This is a genomic window from Oceanobacillus senegalensis (assembly GCF_900176885.1).
GTDB classification, from domain to species: Bacteria; Bacillota; Bacilli; order Bacillales; family Amphibacillaceae; genus Oceanobacillus; species Oceanobacillus senegalensis.
The window spans coordinates 115,653-135,925 of record NZ_LT839648.1 but is presented as its reverse complement, the minus strand read 5'-3'; the positions used below and the strand labels follow the sequence as shown (position 1 = coordinate 135,925).

17 protein-coding genes and 3 pseudogenes are annotated in these 20,273 nt (G+C 34.9%); 2 read left to right on the top strand and 18 right to left on the bottom strand.

What is annotated here, in order from left to right:
- Positions 1–76: 76 nt before the first annotated feature.
- The 18 genes and pseudogenes from CAO17_RS21795 to imm47 (CAO17_RS00705) all read right to left on the bottom strand — a co-directional run.
- Positions 77–202: a hypothetical protein gene (locus CAO17_RS21795; protein WP_281252898.1), complete on the bottom strand. Its 126-nt coding sequence runs from the start codon at positions 200–202 to the stop codon at positions 77–79.
- A gap of 184 nt (positions 203–386) precedes the next feature.
- Positions 387–1,694 (bottom strand): TRAP transporter large permease, encoded by a 1,308-nt coding sequence (locus tag CAO17_RS00780; protein ID WP_245831729.1) that lies wholly within the window; start codon positions 1,692–1,694, stop codon positions 387–389.
- Between the two features lie 15 nt (positions 1,695–1,709).
- Entirely contained in the window at positions 1,710–2,201 is a 492-nt protein-coding gene (locus tag CAO17_RS00775; protein WP_245831728.1) for a TRAP transporter small permease, read from the bottom strand.
- A gap of 68 nt (positions 2,202–2,269) precedes the next feature.
- Complete coding sequence (locus CAO17_RS00770; protein ID WP_245831727.1) at positions 2,270–3,364, bottom strand: TRAP transporter substrate-binding protein; 1,095 nt, start codon at positions 3,362–3,364, stop codon at positions 2,270–2,272.
- Between the two features lie 232 nt (positions 3,365–3,596).
- Positions 3,597–3,922, bottom strand: a pseudogene (locus tag CAO17_RS22060) (transposase); the annotation flags it as partial.
- Positions 3,923–4,237: 315 nt separating this feature from the next.
- Positions 4,238–4,996, bottom strand: a complete 759-nt coding sequence (locus tag CAO17_RS00765) for an IclR family transcriptional regulator (RefSeq protein WP_245831726.1) — start codon at positions 4,994–4,996, stop codon at positions 4,238–4,240.
- A 720-nt stretch (positions 4,997–5,716) separates the two neighbouring features.
- On the bottom strand, positions 5,717–6,493 hold the full coding sequence (locus CAO17_RS00760; RefSeq protein WP_085990953.1) for an IclR family transcriptional regulator: 777 nt from the start codon (positions 6,491–6,493) through the stop codon (positions 5,717–5,719).
- 6 nt (positions 6,494–6,499) lie between these two features.
- On the bottom strand, positions 6,500–7,714 hold the full coding sequence (locus CAO17_RS00755) for a CaiB/BaiF CoA transferase family protein (RefSeq protein WP_085990952.1): 1,215 nt from the start codon (positions 7,712–7,714) through the stop codon (positions 6,500–6,502).
- Positions 7,715–7,742: 28 nt separating this feature from the next.
- A complete protein-coding gene (locus CAO17_RS00750) occupies positions 7,743–9,704 on the bottom strand; it encodes a TRAP transporter permease (protein WP_143833690.1) in 1,962 nt (653 codons plus the stop codon).
- A gap of 37 nt (positions 9,705–9,741) precedes the next feature.
- Positions 9,742–10,725: a TAXI family TRAP transporter solute-binding subunit gene (locus CAO17_RS00745; RefSeq protein ID WP_085990951.1), complete on the bottom strand. Its 984-nt coding sequence runs from the start codon at positions 10,723–10,725 to the stop codon at positions 9,742–9,744.
- Between the two features lie 22 nt (positions 10,726–10,747).
- On the bottom strand, positions 10,748–11,554 hold the full coding sequence (locus CAO17_RS00740) for an enoyl-CoA hydratase/isomerase family protein (protein WP_085990950.1): 807 nt from the start codon (positions 11,552–11,554) through the stop codon (positions 10,748–10,750).
- A gap of 11 nt (positions 11,555–11,565) precedes the next feature.
- Positions 11,566–12,642 carry an acyl-CoA dehydrogenase family protein gene (locus tag CAO17_RS00735; RefSeq protein WP_179151848.1) on the bottom strand — a complete coding sequence of 359 codons (1,077 nt, stop codon included), beginning with the start codon at positions 12,640–12,642 and terminating at the stop codon, positions 11,566–11,568.
- 5 nt (positions 12,643–12,647) lie between these two features.
- A complete protein-coding gene (locus tag CAO17_RS00730) occupies positions 12,648–13,802 on the bottom strand; it encodes an acyl-CoA dehydrogenase family protein (RefSeq protein ID WP_085990946.1) in 1,155 nt (384 codons plus the stop codon).
- Between the two features lie 600 nt (positions 13,803–14,402).
- Positions 14,403–14,661, bottom strand: a pseudogene (gene imm47 / locus CAO17_RS00725) (Imm47 family immunity protein); the annotation flags it as partial.
- A 20-nt stretch (positions 14,662–14,681) separates the two neighbouring features.
- A complete protein-coding gene (locus CAO17_RS00720) occupies positions 14,682–14,864 on the bottom strand; it encodes an enoyl-CoA hydratase-related protein (RefSeq protein ID WP_085990949.1) in 183 nt (60 codons plus the stop codon).
- Positions 14,865–14,875: 11 nt separating this feature from the next.
- A complete protein-coding gene (locus CAO17_RS00715) occupies positions 14,876–15,952 on the bottom strand; it encodes an acyl-CoA dehydrogenase family protein (RefSeq protein WP_179151848.1) in 1,077 nt (358 codons plus the stop codon).
- Positions 15,953–15,957: 5 nt separating this feature from the next.
- Positions 15,958–17,112, bottom strand: a complete 1,155-nt coding sequence (locus CAO17_RS00710; RefSeq protein ID WP_085990946.1) for an acyl-CoA dehydrogenase family protein — start codon at positions 17,110–17,112, stop codon at positions 15,958–15,960.
- A 600-nt stretch (positions 17,113–17,712) separates the two neighbouring features.
- Positions 17,713–17,971, bottom strand: a pseudogene (gene imm47 / locus CAO17_RS00705) (Imm47 family immunity protein); the annotation flags it as partial.
- Positions 17,972–18,112: 141 nt separating this feature from the next.
- Between imm47 (CAO17_RS00705) and istA the strand changes: the two are divergent.
- Together istA and CAO17_RS00695 are read left to right on the top strand one after the other, a co-directional pair.
- A complete protein-coding gene (istA, locus tag CAO17_RS00700; RefSeq protein WP_245831725.1) occupies positions 18,113–19,651 on the top strand; it encodes an IS21 family transposase in 1,539 nt (512 codons plus the stop codon).
- Positions 19,575–20,036, top strand: coding sequence for an ATP-binding protein (locus CAO17_RS00695; RefSeq protein WP_342744167.1), 462 nt, complete (start codon positions 19,575–19,577; stop codon positions 20,034–20,036). The genes istA and CAO17_RS00695 overlap by 77 nt, the downstream gene beginning before the upstream one ends.
- Positions 20,037–20,273: the final 237 nt, after the last annotated feature.

Here is a 20,273-nt window from a genome sequence, read left to right as displayed (position 1 = left end):
ACACTCTCTCCTTTTCTGATTTAATCACCTTTAAACCTTGGAAAGCTAAAGAACTTATGTTGACGATACAGTGATTTCAGTAGAAGAAACCAAAGAATTGAGTATTCACCTTTTCCACCATACTTTTCCAAATCAATCTTTCTATTTCTATAATCATGCCACCAACTGGTAAATTTTCTTTCAACCATTTCCGAACACTCAATCTGTAGTCCTCCAATTCATTTCAAATTTATTTGAAGATTACAAATTCATTTTATACACCTCATTTGCTATATCGAGTATTTACCTATAGGTTTGATTCGAAAAAACATAGTCAAAATGCTTCATTATGTCCATAGTAGAACGATACAATACAATATTTCTTCTCTTATTCAATCAAACTAACTTTAATACATTCCTTGCGGTAAGAATAAAGCTAATTGTGGAAACAAATATAGAATGGCAATCATAATAAGTATTGGAATAGTGAATATTATTGTACCTTTAAATATATCCTCTAAAGATAAATCAGGTGCTGCACCCTTTAACACAAAGCAATTCATTCCAACAGGAGGTGTAATCATTGCCATTTCCATCACTAAAACAATAATGACACCAAACCATATTAAGTCTAATCCCATCATATTTATTAGTGGTAATATAATTGGAAGCGTAACGACAACCATAGCTAACGCATCCATAACAGCCCCTAATAAAATATACATTAGAATTATAATCGCAAATATAGCAAACGACGGTAATGTTAATCCATTAAGAAAATCAGCTAATAAAAGTGGAACTCTAGTAACAGTTAAAAAATAATTAAGAATAAATGCCATAATAATAATGGCAAATAAAAAACCAGTTGTTCTCAAGGTCTCGGACAGTGCTTGAATAAATGTCCTTACGTTAAGTTTCCTTCTAACTAACGCAATTACAAATGTTGTAAAAGCACCAATTCCAGCTGCTTCTGTAGGATTAAACCATCCTAAATACATCCCACCTATTACTATTAGAAATAACAATATAACCCATATTGTGGATTTTAAGGAGTTAAATTTTTCTTTCCAAGTTACTTTTGTACTTGCGGCAGGAGCCCATCCTGGTTTAATTAATATCACTACATAAACCGTTAACATGTAAAATATCATAAGTAGTATTCCAGGTATAATACCTGCAACTAGCAATTGTCCAATAGATTGTTCGGTCATCATTCCATAAACTATAAATAGTGTACTTGGTGGAATTAGAACACCTAACGTTCCACCAGCTACTATTGAACCACCCGTAATAGACTTATTATACCCAGCATTTAACATTTCCTTAGAAGCAATAACTCCCATTGTTGCTGTGTTAGCCAAACTAGACCCAGATGCAGCTGCGAAAACAGCAGATGATCCGATAGTTGCCATTCCTAGCCCGCCTCTTATCCGGCTTAACCATAGTCGGAATGTTGTAAACAACTCTGTACTGATCCCACAAATGTATAATAATTCACCCATTAAGACGAACATCGGAATAGTGCTAAGCGTATAACTAAAGCTATGATCCCAGATTATTGTCTCAACTGCAGTTGCTAAAGTATTCCAATCTTTTAAATAAAGAATTCCTATAACTGCCGGAACTGCCATGGAAATAGCAATAGGAATCCGTAAAAACATAAGCAAGAACATTAAAATTATCCCAAGCAGACCTACTATTTCAACAGACACCATATCTAACCTCCTTCTCTACTCGTTTTGTGAGGAAAATATTACTATAATTGACTTGATAAGTTTTAACAAAGATTCTAATCCCCACATTAAAAATCCTAGAACGATAATAAAATCAAACGGATAATATGGAATTTCAAGTAAATTTGTACTTAATTGCATATGATCTTTATGGTTAAATGCAACTTCTAAATATATATAAGCAATCATCAAAGTTACAACTAAAGAAAATAAATTTGCTACAATATCACAAAATTGTTGTACTTTTTCAGGAAATTTATTTACCACCAATTCAATAGATATGTGGCCACCAACTTGTTGGGTGTATGCTAATCCACACATTATAAGAACAACCATACCTAATTGAACAATTTCTACATCACCTATTACAGGTGAGAAAAATAATCTACTAACAACAGCTACAGTGATAAACAGCATCATTAAGGTCATTGTTGTTAAAGCTATATATCTTGTTAGAGTTGTTAAACCATGAATAACTTTATTTAGCAAGTACAGGTCAATCACCTCCTAACCGATTCAAAGCAACTAATCTAAAACTACAACCTTTTATGATAATTTTAAAACGGTAATGGATAATCAGATTCCTCCAATATATTAAAAAAATCATCTACCATTGCTTGCCCATCGTATCCTTTACTATTTGCATCTTCTATCCATGCTTCCCAAGCGGACTTACCTAATTCTCTAAATCTATCAAATTCAGTATCATCCAGTGTTATAAACTCACCACGCCCCTCAACTACTTCTTTCAACTCTTCATGAGAGGATTCTAATTCTGTAACATAACTTTCAGTGAAAAGATCTGTTAATGCTGGATTTAACTCTTCATCGAATATTTGCTGTAAGTCTTCTGGTAAACTTTCATAAAATTCCTTGTTCATAATAGGGACTACCGGTGTAACTGAAACTGCAAGTTGCGTAATGTAAGGTGCAGGTTCATAATACTGAATTCCAACAGCTCCAATTGGGGTATAAAATGCAGTATCAATCATACCTCTCTCAAGCCCCTCGTATGTGTCCTCTGTTGATAGAGAAACAGGAACACCGTCTAATGCTTCAACAAAAGCATTTTCACTTTTACCATTCACTCGCATTTTTAAATCTTCCAAGTCTTCAATGCTTCTTATCGGTTCAGTTGAAAACAAATCATATCCGTCTGTAGAAGTCGGAGGCATAACAATAATATCTTGTGACAAGTCCTCATTTGCGTACTTTTCACCAAATTCCTTTAAAACATCTGCTGCTACTTCCGGTCCTTCAAAAGCAAAAGGTAGATTTCCAATTGTATAAGGGAAAAAATTTGTATCGTAAAAATAGTTTGCAACGACTAAACTAACATCATACAACCCACCACTAACATCTTGATATACCGAAGAAGATTTTCCTAAGGCACTACCATGATGGATATTAACATTAATACGACCATTTGTTTTTTCTTCCACAAGTTCTTTCCACGGCTCCCATACATTGTAAGCATAATGGTGAGATGATGACTGCCAATTATTAATATCCAATTCATACACTTCACCAGCAGCTCCGGTTCCCGACCCATTGTTTGCGCTTTCATTTTCTCCTGAAGAGCTATCACTACATGCAACTAAAACCATTAAAATAAAAAACAAACTAAAAATTGTAAAACTAAACTTCTTCATAAACATTCCTCCCTTTTAGTAGGTCACTTCTCTTCATTAGAAATCTGCAGCATATCATACCGATAAATGGAACGATATACTAATTAATAACATTACAGTTAAATACTAACTCAGAATACTAAAAAAATCAACAGTATTTTCTGACTCTTTTATAAAATCAGTCTTTTAACTATTCCGTTTAGTTATAAAAGGGAATGGGGACATAACTAGCCAAAAAAAATGGTCCCAAGCACTAAAATTTGCTTGGAACCATTTTTTGTAGAATTTTTCCTTCTTCTATTATTGGATTATTGTTTCTGGCGATATACTTCCTTAAGTACCGTCAGAAGCGCAAATCCTAATTCATTTTTAACTTTCTATTTACCTCTTACGGAAAAACGCAAGTGGCACAAATTAGCCTTCAAAAATCCAAAAACTGGTTCTACATCTATTTTACGCTTCCCGTAACTTTCACCAGTTTCTCGTCTGAAAGCTTCGTACGTAAATATTCTTTTTGAAACTCCCACTTTTCGTTAATATAGACTTCTCGGTTGTCCCTTCTTTTGCCTTCGTAACCCGGAACTGCCAAAATAGTGGCATCGGTGTCCGTTTTTGAATAGTTGTTACAATCTCCGAAAATCTCCATATATTTTGATATTTTTGTTTGCGCAGGATAAAATCTTGGAACTGCTTCCAATATTGCTTTGGTGCTTTACGCTTCGAACTTAAATATTTTCGCTCACTTCCAACATCATTTTCTAGTATTTGCTTGTTGTATGCTTCGACTTTTCTATCAAATTGCAGTGATAGTTGTCCTTTTGTATGTAAAAAGAGGTACTCGCTAAGTTATTAAAGGGTACCTCTTTGTAATTACTGGGTTTTGTCCCAGCCTTTTTAATAATCTAATTGATTAGATATTAGGTTTGCGGTCATCTTAACGTGATTAATATATACTTTAATCTTCTCATTGTCTATCCTTACTGTGGGTGCACTAATAGTGACTGCTGCTATAATTTCATTAAAACGATTAAAGATAGGTGCACTTATAGAAAATGCGCCTGCAACCCTTTCTTCAAAACTTACAGAATATCCTTCTTCCTTTATTTTATTTAATTCCTTCTTTAATCTTTCTTTGGATAAAATTGTATTTTTAGAGATAGGAGAAAACACTATTTCATCTAATATGCCATTTACTTCTTCAGTTGGCAAAAATGCTAACAAGACTTTAGCAGATGCACCTGCATATAATGGTGAAGTTTGACCTACATAAGATAAGGTTGTAAGTTCATGTTTCCCTTCTAAATAAGCAATACACTTTCTTTCATTTTGATGAAGAATATTTAATGCTATAGATTCACCCAACTCATCACGTAATTCTTCCATAAATGGTTTAGAAATGGACAACAGATGAGAATTTCTTTCTACAAGTTGACCAAGAAAATATAATTCTATACCCAGTTTATACACCTTTCTCTTTTCATCTTTCTCTAAGAGTCCATGAAATACTAGGGAATTCAATATTCTTTGTAGGCTAGATTTTGACAAACCTAACTTACGGTGTAATTCTGCTAGAGATAACTCATTATCTTTAGCAGAGAAAGACCTTATTATTAGCATAGCCCTATCGATTGTTTGCATAGAATCAGGTTTCAATAATAATCTCTCCAGTCTATCAACACATTCTATATTTATATACCATTTTTAAATTAGCAGCTTTCCGTAAGATTACAATGAAAATGCTTTTAAGCTATTAGTAATAATTAATTCTTAATATCGTTACATGCTGCATTAAGTAAATTAGTATTTTCTTCCGAGTCTTTTGCAAAATATCCATCCCAAGAAATCGTCATAAACATAGGTTATAGCAACTTCAAAAGAATCATTGGTTTTTTAAATCAAATTCCCCACAATAACCCAAATTAATAATATTATCTAATAAATAATTATGATTCTGATTTATATTTTATACTAATTAATGATACACTATTCCAATTATTGGTACTATTATCATTATTAGTATATCATCAGTTTTTTGATAATACAATATAATAATAAATGGGAACTTTAAACAAACGCTGCTATTTTTATATAACTTTTAAATTAAGATTCTACTTCACATTTCGACATAATTAAAAACTACTACCGAATTATCACTTAGTTGAATGATCTTCATCCACTATTTTTTCCATTTCCTTTGTATGTTACGTTAACTCCACTACCATTTAATAGCAGAAATATGTCGGAATCCTTACCCACAGAGTTCACAAATTCAAGTCTCTACTCTGGAACAAAACTAATATGATATACTAAAAATCCTTACACAAAAAAACCAGTAAGCCCCAACAACTCACTGGTTCCGATACAAAATCATTATTACATTGCTAGTTTTCTCGTTATTTCTTTTGATCCTTCCACCATCAATGAAATAACATCGTTCATATCATACTCATCCATCCTAGCATAAGGAATAATAGTAGTTATCGAAGCAAAAATCTTTGAAAAAGGGTCAAAAATTGGAACACTCACAGACATGGCACCTTTAACTCTCTCCCCTTTACTTAATGCATAACCATTTTTCTTAATAGTTTCTAAATCATGAAGAAGTGATTCTTTTGAGATAATTGTATTTTCTGTTAATGGCTCTAATTCTACGTTATTCATATATCCCTCTAGATCCTGATCAGTAAAATGTGCTAGTAAAACTTTAGCTGACGCACCCGCATATAATGGAGAAGTTTGACCAACATATGTTAAAGCGGTTAATTCATGCTTACTTTCAATATGATGAATACATTTTCTTTGATTCTTTTCAATCACACTCAAACTAATACTCTCTGTTGTTTCATGATTAATTCTCTCCATAACAGGATGGGACATAGACAATAGGCTCGTATTCTTTTCAACTAATTCAGCAAAAAAGATAAAATCTAAACCAAGTTGATATCGCTTATCATCTTCATTTTTTTGCAACAAACCCTCCATGGTTAAGGTAGATAGTAATCGTTGTAAACTCGATTTACCGATTCCCGTTATTCTATTTAATTCGGTTAGAGTAAGCCTTTTGTTATCTCTTGAGAATGCACGAAGAATTTGTACGGCACGGTGGACCGTCTGCATAGAATAATTTTTTTTAAACGTTTTTTCATTCATGAAATATCACCTATCTAATATTTTATCTACCTTCCCACCTATTATATCATTTTCTTTTAATTCCATAACTTCTTCTTCACTGTAGCCAATCTCGAGTAGAACTTCTTCGGTATGTTCCCCTAATAATGGTGGGGCATATTCACTCTGAATGTTTAAGCCAGAGAACCTTAACGGGCTTTTTGTCATTTTTATTTCACCAATTGTAGGATGTTGTAATATTTCTACACCTTCTCTCGCTTTTACTTGAGGGTCATCGAAGGCCTGATCTACTGTGTTTACTTTGCCCGCTGGTATTTTTGCGTCAGAAAATAAAGCTAACCATTCATCTGCCGTTTTCCTTTTTATAATTTCTCCAATTTTCTCAACCAGTTCATCTTCATTATCCATTCTTTTTTCATTCGTGACATACCTTGGATCAGTCTTCCACTCTGAGTGACCTAAGACATCACATAGCTTCATAAAAAGACCATTGTTTCCAGCACACAACATAATAGGGTGATCTTTACAATAGAAAACTTGATATGGTACTACGTTGTTATGACTATTTCCTAATCTCTTTGCGAGAACCCCAGTATTTAAAAAACTACTGGAGACATTTGCTAGATTACTTAATTGAACATCGAGTAACGACAAATCGATGTGTTGGCCTACTTGATTAAAATCTCTCATGCGGATAGCAGCTAGAATACTTAATGCTACATAGTTGGATGTTAAAATATCTGCAATTGGTACACCAACTTTAGTTGCTTCTCCATCTTTAGGACCTGTCACATCCATTAGTCCACTCATCGCTTGAATAACTGGATCAAAACCAGGGTAAGTCTTATATGGCCCGGTCTGACCAAATCCTGTGACGGAGCACATAATGATTTGATCATTTATCGTTTTCAAGTAATCATATTCTAAACCTAGCCGTTCCATTGTACCGGTTTTAAAATTTTCTACTATTACATCCGCTTTCTTTACCAAATATAAAAATACTTCTTTTCCCTTTTCCGTTTTTAAATCTAATGTAATAGATCGTTTATTACGATTTGCTGAAAAATAATACGTACTTTCCCCATTAACAAATGGCCCCCACTCCCGCATACTGTCTGATCCCTTCAAGGACTCAATCCGAATTACTTCTGCACCTAAGTCTCCTAAAATCATCGTTCCAGCTGGAGCAGCATATACACGTGATAAATCTAGAACTCTAATATCCTCTAAAGGTCTTTTCATTATCTACCTCTCCCAATCCATATAAATTTTACACAACTTCCGTTTCTTCAGAAGAATATTCTCTTTTCATTTGATTGCGTTGTATGGCAATCAAAGTAAGAATTATTACTACTCCTACAAGATCATCAATTAATCCTGGTTTTATCATTAAAAATGCAGCAACGAATAGGAATAACCGTTGAAGTACATTTACTTTCGCTAATATTCTTCCTTTAACCGCAGATGCAAGAATTACCCCACCTATAATTGCAGAAATTCCAGCTAAAATTCCTTCCCATACCGTACCTCCATCAAACAAGAGTACAGGATTGTATAAAAAGAAAAATGGGATAATGAAACCAGTAATCCCGATTTTTAACGACTCTATTGAAACTTTCATGGAATCTGTACCTGCAATACCTGCCGCTGCATAAGAAGCCAAGGCAACTGGAGGTGTGATACTGGACAATGCAGCGTAATAAAATGCAAACATATGCGCAGATAACGGGGATACTCCCATTGTAATAAGGATTGGAACACCGATAGCTGCAACGATGATATACGCAGCTGTAACTGGTATTCCCATTCCCAAAACAATACTTATACCCATAGTTAATAAAGCTGCTAGGAAGACACTGTCTCCGGCAATACTAATAACATTATTACCAATTACTAGTCCTATACTAGTTAACGAAATCGTCCCAATTACGATACCAACTATTGCACAGGCTATCCCTACATTAACGGCACCTTTTGCGCCTTCTTCGATAGATAATAGGATTTTTTTCAAATTCATTCTTGTTGCGCTTCTAAACCAACTAGCTATTACCGTAGATGCTAATGCCCATATAGCAGCAAAAAGAGGTGTCACTCCGGAAAATAATGCACCAATTAAAACAATTAATGGAATAATTAAGTGTCCCCGCTCTTTAAATACTTCTAATGCATTCGGGATATTTTCCTTAGAAATACCTGATAATCCCATATTCTTTGCTTCAAAATGAACGACCATAAATAATGTAGTATAGTAAAGCAAAGCAGGTATGATTGCTGCAATGGCCACAACCGTATAAGGTACACCTAAAAATTGTGCCATAATAAACCCAGCAGCCCCCATCACGGGTGGTGCCATTAACCCACCAGTTGATGCAACAGCTTCCACCGCACCAGCAAATTTTCGTTTAAAACCTGTTTTTTTCATTAGAGGAATTGTCACTGCACCTGTGGTAACCACATTACCAACAGCACTACCACTCATCATCCCCATGAATCCGCTTCCAAAAATTGCAACCTTAGCTGGACCTCCTGCACTTCTACCTGCAATGGTTAATGCTAAATCATTAATAAAATCTGTAAAGCCACTATTTTTAAGAAATGCCCCAAAAAGAACAAAGACAAAAATATATGTTGCTGAGACCCCTAGGGCAATTCCAAAAATTCCTTGGCCTCCCCAATACATAACATTAATCACACGCTCCAAACTAAATCCGTAGTGACCTAGTATTCCTGGAATATAAACTCCGAAGAAATTGTACAAAAGGAAAATTGCTGCAATGATTGTTAATCCCTTTCCAACCACACGTCTGCTCGCTTCAAACAACATTAGAATGGCTAATCCACCAATCCAATAGTCTAATGTTGTATTAATTCCACTTCGTTCCCTAATAAATGCATCGTAGGTAAATATTAGGTATCCTAGGGATATTACAGTTATCAAAATACAAAGGATATCCCAAACAGTTGGTCTTACTCTATTCCCGCTACTTTTTTTTGTAGCGGGATAAAGTAAGAAAGTTAAAAGCAGTAAAAACCCTAAGTGCCATGCCCTAAATTTAATAGCATCCATCGCACCAAACCCACTGATGTATACCTGAAAAAAGGTCCATATCACGCATAGTGCCAATACCACTTTCGCAAAGACACCTATATAATTAACTTGCAATGAACCTCCCTCTTCTTCTGATACAGCAGCTAAGTCTTCATTTTCTGGTTTCCTTTTAAATATTTTCATGTTTTCCCTCCTTTAAACCGGATTCTTAACTGAAACCTTATTCAAGAACACCAATTTCTTTATAATATTTCTCCGCACCAGGATGTAATGGTACATCTGCAGTTCCTTCTACTGCAAGAGCAGGATCAAACTGTTGGGCAATGGCATGACCGTCTTCCAATTCATCTACATTCTCCCAAAGTGCTTTAGTAAGCTCATAAACCACTTCTTCGGATACGTTAGCATCAACTGCAATACCCGCAAATTGACCAACAGTAACAACATCCTTTTCTTGATTATCATAGGTTCCTGCTTCTATTACATGTTTAAGATTCCAAGGATATTTCGATTCATCTGTCAACTTATTAATCCCTTCTTCAGAAAAATTAATAATCTTTGAATCTACCGTTGAAATTAATTCAGTTGCTGCTGATGACGGAACTCCCGTATAGATATTAACTGCATCAACTTGATTATTCCTTAATAAATCAACCGCTTCCGTAAAACCTACATAGTTTGAATCTACGTTGTCTAAATTAACCCCATGGGATTCTAGTAGTAAACCAGATTCAATTTCAGTAGCACTACCTGGAGCACCAAATACAAATGATTTTCCGCTAATATCTTCAATCGAATCAATCCCAGCATTCTCTAGAGCAATTACATGACTTACATTAGGATATAAGTTAGCGAGAATTCTTATATCTTCATATTTATTCCCTTCAAAGCTACCTACTCCGTTATAAGCTTCATAAATTACATTAACAGTAGAGAAACCCATTGTCACTTCGCCTTGTCGCATTAAATTTAAGTTATCGACACTACCATTTGATCCTTGTGATAATACTTGTTGATCCAGTTCATTCGTCCACATAGTACTTAACAAGGCTCCTAATTGATAAAACACACCAGTTGTTGTACCAGTTGATAGTATTTGCCCACGTTCTTTTTCAGAGGACGCTCCTGTTCCGTCCCCACTGCAACCGCTTACTAGTAAAATAGCAATAAATGTAATGAATATTACTTTTAATCTATTTTTCATGCGAAGTCTCCCTTCTCTTGGTTTAATTAAATTTGGCTTTGCGCTTCTCCTTAACTGCCTCAACACCAATCTTATAATCTTCTAATTCAGTCACTAGCCCCATAGAGGACGAAATCATATCAAGAGAAGATCGTAAACTCATCTCTCTACTTTGATATACAGCCCGTTTAATTAATCTAATTGCCTGCTGTGGTCCATTTGCAATTTTTTGTACATAATCTTCTGTAAATGAATCCAGTTCATCTTCAGAAACTACAAACGTTACTAATCCTAGTTCCTTAGCCTCTTTTGCTTCTATTACCTTTCCAGTCCATAACATATCTAGTGCTTTATCCATTCCAACTAGTTTAGGGAGAAAGTAAGCAGCTCCGTCTCCAGGAACAAGCCCAACATTCACATAGCTTTCCGATAGCTTTGTGCCTTCTGCAACAATGCGAATATCACACATGAGGGCCATATCAAGTCCAGCACCAAAGGCAATACCATGTACTTTAGCAATAACTGGCTTATCAATTTCTTCTAGTAATAGAGGAACTCGCTGTACTTTTTTCCATAAAGAATTCTTTCTTGCAAGCGCTGTACTAGAAATATCTGTTTCGCTTTTATAAAAACCGTTACCTTTAATCATTTCCTTTATATCTCCGCCAGAACAAAACGCTCTTCCATTTCCTGAAACAATGACTGCTCTAATCTCATCTGAGTCTCTCACCGTTTCAAGAGCTTCTATCCATTTGTTTATCATTTCCTCACTAAACGCATTTAAGCTTTCCGGTCTATTTAATGTAATCTTTGCTATGTTATTTTCAACTGTAAATAATAAGTCTTCCATACAAATCCCTCCTATTTAATGGTTTCTTTTACTTTATGATCTGTAATCATTTCCCATAAGGTATCTACATTCGAATGTATAACATTTTCAGCTAATCTCTCCGCCCAGAAATTTTCATTTCCAAATTCATCTCTCCATGCCCAAAGACGTCTTGTTAATTGATGAAGTTGATGTTCATGAGTAGCACCGATTGCACCATGAATTTGATGAGATATTTCTGTAATAATACCAGCTGATTCATTGACCTTTAATTTAGCATCTGCTATTTCATTAACGTTAAGTTCCTTGTCATAAATATCGATCGCTTTATTTGTAATTGTTAATGATGCAACAGCTTCTCCAGATAACACAGCAATATGTTGCTGAATAGCTTGTAATCGATGGAGTGGTCGACCAAATTGTTCACGTTCTTTGACATACTGTACACTTAAATCCAGCACCCTGTTTATTGCCCCACTCATCATCGCAGCTTTTGATAAGCCGCCTAGTTCCAAAGCCTTTTCCATTAATTCCTTTTCTTCTATTACATATGTTTCTAAATCTTTTATTATAGTATGATTAAATACGACAGTATCCCTTGGTTCACCAGCTAAATTACTTTTTTCATAAATAAAAGTTGCTTGATCCAAAGGTAATAACATTAGAACAGAGTGGCTATCTAATTCACCAAGTACTAAAACTTTACTTGCATTCCTTGCCCATGGAACATTATTTATGCTCCCATTAACAATTAGCCCATCATTTTCTTTTTCAAGTTTAAACTTACTATTTAAATCTAATCCAAAAGTAAGCGGCTCCTTCTGTGGTCCTACACCTTGTTCAGCTAACAACCAATTTACAATTAAGGTTTCGGACAATGGGAGTGGAACTGCGAATTCCCCAGCAAGACGAAGAATATGAAAGGCATCCACATAATCTCCACCAGTTCCACCTATAGACTCAGGTACTCCAACTGACGTTATCCCTGAATCCACTAAAACATTCCATAATTCTTCTGCCCAACTCCCTTTTTCCGCTTGATCTACCAATTCTTTTGTACAAATATCTTTAAAAATTTTGGTGGTTGAATCCATAATCAATTCATGCATTTCACTCATCCTGCAATCATTCCTTTCGTTACAATTCCACGAAGAATTTCTGTTGTGCCACCACGAAGCGTAAAGCCTGGAGAATGTAGAATAGACTGTGCTAAATACTTTTCAAATTGTTTCACTGAATGAACTGATGGTGTACTTGAAATGATCAATCTTGCAGTTTCAGCAATACTTTTTTCAAATTTAGTACCTAAATCTTTAACCAGTGCAGCCGCAATTGCTACATCTCTTCCCTCTTCTAGGTACTGTGCTATTCCTATAGACATGAGTCGATAACTATTCAAACGTGCTACTAGTTTCATAGCTTCCTTCATACCCTGAATGTCCTTATTTTCTCTTACTATTTTTACCAATTCTTCCAGTAATGGATATGTGCTTAGTATCCTTTCAGGTCCACTACGCTCATAAGCAAGTTCCGCCATGCTTTGTTTCCAACCATTACCTTCTTTTCCTACAAGATTTCCTTCTGGTACGAAAACGTTTTCAAAGAACACTTCATTGAAATGCTCTTCACCCGTTAAAAACTGAATCGGTCGAATGCTAACTCCTGGACTTTTTAGATCCACAATTAACTGACTCATTCCATCATGTCTATTATTCGTGTCTTTTGGTGAAGTCCTGCATAATACAACCATATAATGGGAATGTTGTGCACCACTAGTCCAAGTCTTAGCACCATTGAGAATCCATCCACCTTCTGTCTTCTCCGCTTTCGAGCTAATAGATGCTAAATCAGAACCTGAATTCGGTTCACTTAAACCTATAGAAAAATAACAGGAGCCTTCTGTTATTTTTGGTAGGAAGAATTGTTTTTGTTTCTCTGTACCAAACCTTAGGAACAATGGACCCGTTTGTCTGTCTGCAAACCAATGAGCTGCGACAGGGGCACCAATTGCAAGTAATTCTTCAATGACGATATAACGTTCAATCGCGCTTTTTTCAGAACCACCATATTTCCTAGGCCAAGTCATTCCTATCCAGCCCTTACTTCCAATTTTCTTAGAAAACTCTGTATCATACCCACTAAGCCATGAATCACATTTTGATTCGAAAGTACCTTTGGCTCTTTCATTTTCTAAGAATGTGCGAACTTCTTTTCTGAATTCCATTTGTTCCGTTGTAAATTCAACTACTGGTAATTCAAGTTTATTCATTCCTTCACCTCTCACCATCATTTTACCGTATATCGGTATTACTTATCATTATCTGGTAATTCATTTACTATTTTAAATGATTGAAAATTATAAATCAATATTATAATTTAAATTTTTTAAAAATTTATTATAGATACCTATAAAGTGGATTATTTTATTTTAAAAATATCATTCGTTATAGATTTGGAGATTACAATGGAATACCAAAAAAGAGTAGGGAAAGTCACCAGCATCACCTACTCCAATCTCTTATACTTATTAACTTAAAAAACGAATCAATTCTCATATATTGTTATAACGAATCTGCCTGAATTTAGATAATATAATAACAGGGTTATTCTTTTTCAACATCTCCTCACCACCTCCACCTTTTGGCCAGATCACCGAGTTTTCCAACCATATCCACTCTGCTTCCTCCAGCATCTCTTACATTTCTAATATTATCAACAAAATGCTTCCATACGATGTCTATGATACCGAGATACAAGATTTTATAAAATGAGCACGTAAAAGAGAGACCCTACACAGAAAAATCCTGCATAGAGCCTCTTCCATCCGTACTTTATTATTTACTGTATAGCGTAATTTTCTGATTGTTTATTCCCCAATTTGTTCTTCAAAATCAAGGAAAAAGTCAATAGAGTCTCTTAAAATAAAAGATGTATCATTAATTTCATCCCACTCTTCAAGTAAGGCTAGCTGCTGATGAAAAAGTATTTATCGTTTCTTCGGTACCCTCACTAAGAAATCGTAAATTATTTGTATCCCTAAAGTCATCATGTGTCCCGACAGCTAAAAATACTCTAATACATAAATTTAAATCAGCCTCATCTTTCGTATTATTCATTAATTGAATCAATTGTAACTGCTAAACTAGACTCAACACTTTTCCACAAATAAGGNTGAAACAATGACTGCTCTAATCTCATCTGAGTCTCTCACCGTTTCAAGAGCTTCTATCCATTTGTTTATCATTTCCTCACTAAACGCATTTAAGCTTTCCGGTCTATTTAATGTAATCTTTGCTATGTTATTTTCAACTGTAAATAATAAGTCTTCCATACAAATCCCTCCTATTTAATGGTTTCTTTTACTTTATGATCTGTAATCATTTCCCATAAGGTATCTACATTCGAATGTATAACATTTTCAGCTAATCTCTCCGCCCAGAAATTTTCATTTCCAAATTCATCTCTCCATGCCCAAAGACGTCTTGTTAATTGATGAAGTTGATGTTCATGAGTAGCACCGATTGCACCATGAATTTGATGAGATATTTCTGTAATAATACCAGCTGATTCATTGACCTTTAATTTAGCATCTGCTATTTCATTAACGTTAAGTTCCTTGTCATAAATATCGATCGCTTTATTTGTAATTGTTAATGATGCAACAGCTTCTCCAGATAACACAGCAATATGTTGCTGAATAGCTTGTAATCGATGGAGTGGTCGACCAAATTGTTCACGTTCTTTGACATACTGTACACTTAAATCCAGCACCCTGTTTATTGCCCCACTCATCATCGCAGCTTTTGATAAGCCGCCTAGTTCCAAAGCCTTTTCCATTAATTCCTTTTCTTCTATTACATATGTTTCTAAATCTTTTATTATAGTATGATTAAATACGACAGTATCCCTTGGTTCACCAGCTAAATTACTTTTTTCATAAATAAAAGTTGCTTGATCCAAAGGTAATAACATTAGAACAGAGTGGCTATCTAATTCACCAAGTACTAAAACTTTACTTGCATTCCTTGCCCATGGAACATTATTTATGCTCCCATTAACAATTAGCCCATCATTTTCTTTTTCAAGTTTAAACTTACTATTTAAATCTAATCCAAAAGTAAGCGGCTCCTTCTGTGGTCCTACACCTTGTTCAGCTAACAACCAATTTACAATTAAGGTTTCGGACAATGGGAGTGGAACTGCGAATTCCCCAGCAAGACGAAGAATATGAAAGGCATCCACATAATCTCCACCAGTTCCACCTATAGACTCAGGTACTCCAACTGACGTTATCCCTGAATCCACTAAAACATTCCATAATTCTTCTGCCCAACTCCCTTTTTCCGCTTGATCTACCAATTCTTTTGTACAAATATCTTTAAAAATTTTGGTGGTTGAATCCATAATCAATTCATGCATTTCACTCATCCTGCAATCATTCCTTTCGTTACAATTCCACGAAGAATTTCTGTTGTGCCACCACGAAGCGTAAAGCCTGGAGAATGTAGAATAGACTGTGCTAAATACTTTTCAAATTGTTTCACTGAATGAACTGATGGTGTACTTGAAATGATCAATCTTGCAGTTTCAGCAATACTTTTTTCAAATTTAGTACCTAAATCTTTAACCAGTGCAGCCGCAATTGCTACATCTCTTCCCTCTTCTAGGTACTGTGCTATTCCTATAGACATGAGTCGATAACTATTCAAACGTGCTACTAGTTTCATAGCTTCCTTCATACCCTGAATGTCCTTATTTTCTCTTACTATTTTTACCAATTCTTCCAGTAATGGATATGTGCTTAGTATCCTTTCAGGTCCACTACGCTCATAAGCAAGTTCCGCCATGCTTTGTTTCCAACCATTACCTTCTTTTCCTACAAGATTTCCTTCTGGTACGAAAACGTTTTCAAAGAACACTTCATTGAAATGCTCTTCACCCGTTAAAAACTGAATCGGTCGAATGCTAACTCCTGGACTTTTTAGATCCACAATTAACTGACTCATTCCATCATGTCTATTATTCGTGTCTTTTGGTGAAGTCCTGCATAATACAACCATATAATGGGAATGTTGTGCACCACTAGTCCAAGTCTTAGCACCATTGAGAATCCATCCACCTTCTGTCTTCTCCGCTTTCGAGCTAATAGATGCTAAATCAGAACCTGAATTCGGTTCACTTAAACCTATAGAAAAATAACAGGAGCCTTCTGTTATTTTTGGTAGGAAGAATTGTTTTTGTTTCTCTGTACCAAACCTTAGGAACAATGGACCCGTTTGTCTGTCTGCAAACCAATGAGCTGCGACAGGGGCACCAATTGCAAGTAATTCTTCAATGACGATATAACGTTCAATCGCGCTTTTTTCAGAACCACCATATTTCCTAGGCCAAGTCATTCCTATCCAGCCCTTACTTCCAATTTTCTTAGAAAACTCTGTATCATACCCACTAAGCCATGAATCACATTTTGATTCGAAAGTACCTTTGGCTCTTTCATTTTCTAAGAATGTGCGAACTTCTTTTCTGAATTCCATTTGTTCCGTTGTAAATTCAACTACTGGTAATTCAAGTTTATTCATTCCTTCACCTCTCACCATCATTTTACCGTATATCGGTATTACTTATCATTATCTGGTAATTCATTTACTATTTTAAATGATTGAAAATTATAAATCAATATTATAATTTAAATTTTTTAAAAATTTATTATAGATACCTATAAAGTGGATTATTTTATTTTAAAAATATCATTCGTTATAGATTTGGAGATTACAATGGAATACCAAAAAAGAGTAGGGAAAGTCACCAGCATCACCTACTCCAATCTCTTATACTTATTAACTTAAAAAACGAATCAATTCTCATATATTGTTATAACGAATCTGCCTGAATTTAGATAATATAATAACAGGGTTATTCTTTTTCAACATCTCCTCACCACCTCCACCTTTTGGCCAGATCACCGAGTTTTCCAACCATATCCACTCTGCTTCCTCCAGCATCTCTTACATTTCTAATATTATCAACAAAATGCTTCCATACGATGTCTATGATACCGAGATACAAGATTTTATAAAATGAGCACGTAAAAGAGAGACCCTACACAGAAAAATCCTGCATAGAGCCTCTTCCATCCGTACTTTATTATTTACTGTATAGCGTAATTTTCTGATTGTTTATTCCCCAATTTGTTCTTCAAAATCAAGGAAAAAGTCAATAGAGTCTCTTAAAATAAAAGATGTATCATTAATTTCATCCCACTCTTCAAGTAAGGCTAGCTGCTGATGAAAAAGTATTTATCGTTTCTTCGGTACCCTCACTAAGAAATCGTAAATTATTTGTATCCCTAAAGTCATCATGTGTCCCGACAGCTAAAAATACTCTAATACATAAATTTAAATCAGCCTCATCTTTCGTATTATTCATTAATTGAATCAATTGTAACTGCTAAACTAGACTCAACACTTTTCCACAAATAAGGGTAAACAGTATTCTACAATTAAGACTAAACAGTTTACTAATTTTACCTACCTTTCGGTATACTTTAGTAGAGTATGTCGAAAGGGAGAGAAACAGGGAGTGGAAAAGTGGATGGTTTACCAAGAGATACATCGTTTAAAGAATTTGGGATTCTCAAACAGTAAGATAGCAAAGAAGTTAAAGATTTCTAGAAACAGAGTAATAGAGTATTTAAGTATGACACCAGAAGAGTTCACTGAATTTATTGCATCACTACAAAACAGAACAAAAAAGCTAGATCCCTACAAGGATGACATAATGATTTGGTTAAAGGAACATCCAGATATGTCGAGTTCTCAAATTTACGATTGGCTGCAAGACAAATTGGATGTGAAGTCAGTGGCTGAGAATACAGTACGTAACTACGTCAATGACTTAAGAGAAAAATATCATATACCGAAGGAAACGGTGGCTCGAATGTATGGGACGGTTGAAGAACTTCCAATGGGAAAACAAATGCAAGTGGACTTTGGAGAAACTTTTGTATACATGGATTCAGGGCAAAGAAAGAAACTTTATTTAGCTGGATTTATATTATCGCATTCAAGATTTAAATATGTAGAGTGGTTAGATCGCCCCCTACGTACAGCTGACTTAATTAAAATGCAGGAAAATGCATTTCAGTATTTTGGAGGGATGACTGAAGAAATTGTTTATGACCAAGATCGTTTATTAGCAATCAGTGAGAATGCCGGAGATTTAATCCTTACGGAATCTTTTACTAAATATCATGAAACTAGAAGGTTTAAGATATATCTGTGTAGGAAAAGCGACCCGGAGTCAAAAGGGAAAATTGAACAAGTCATAAAATATGTGAAGAACAATTTTGCGAAGCACCGCATTTACAAAGATTTAATATCGTGGCAGCAATCATCCTTGAAATGGTTGAAAAGAACGGGAAACTATAAGGTCCATCATAATATAAAGAAAAGACCTTTCGAAGTGCACGCCCTCGAAAAGCAGCATCTCCAAAAGGTCAATGGAAATTATATTTTTGAAAATATCTCATCTATTAATATAACAAGAAAGATTCATAAAGACAATGTTATCCGTTTTGAAGGAAATAGGTATAGTGTTCCGCTCGGAACATTTCAAAATGGTGGAGAAAATATTGCTTACGTATCTTTAGCTGGAGAGGCTTTAAGCATCTCCCTCCACCCCAATGGTAATCCCATTGGCACACATAAATTGTCTAAGGAAAAAGGAAAAGTCATTACAGACCCTACGCATCGACAGAGATCTCAAACAAAAAGAGAAAAATTAGCGGAACAGGTGATGAAAAAGTTAGCTGATATGGAAGATTCAAATTGGCTCATCAAGACTTTGCATAAGCAATATCCAAGGCACACGATTGATCAATTAAAAGTAGTCCTTAAAGCTGTAGAACAATACCCACTTCATATCGATAATGCCGTAAAAGAAATGAAAAGACTAGGACTAACTAGTGCCAATGACTTAAGGGATATCGCAATTTCATTGGAGATTCAAAATAGTAAGCAATTGCCCAAAAAAGAACTAATCAATGAGAAGTATAAAGATATCACAGCCCCTGAGCGTAATCAGGATATCTACCTTCAAGTACTGCAAGGAGGTAAATAAAATGACAGATTCTTATAACGAACTTCAACAAAAGTGCAGAACGCTTAGACTAGCAGAAACCGCAAAGGAACTCCCAAATATGCTTAGGGAAGCTGAATCGAAGGGGTGGACCTACTATGAATTCATTAATCAGTTACTAGGATATGAACTTTCTTGTCGTGAAGAGAAAAATCGTAGTAAGTTAATGAAATGGGCAGAATTTCCACAACCATTAACACTAGAACAATTTAATTTGGAAGAGCAATCGGCAATTGGTGACAAACAGTTAAATGTACTTAAAGAACTATCATGGGTAGAAGAAAATTTCACATTAATCATGATGGGGCCACCTGGGGTTGGTAAAACCCATTTATCAACANTTTCTAAATCTTTTATTATAGTATGATTAAATACGACAGTATCCCTTGGTTCACCAGCTAAATTACTTTTTTCATAAATAAAAGTTGCTTGATCCAAAGGTAATAACATTAGAACAGAGTGGCTATCTAATTCACCAAGTACTAAAACTTTACTTGCATTCCTTGCCCATGGAACATTATTTATGCTCCCATTAACAATTAGCCCATCATTTTCTTTTTCAAGTTTAAACTTACTATTTAAATCTAATCCAAAAGTAAGCGGC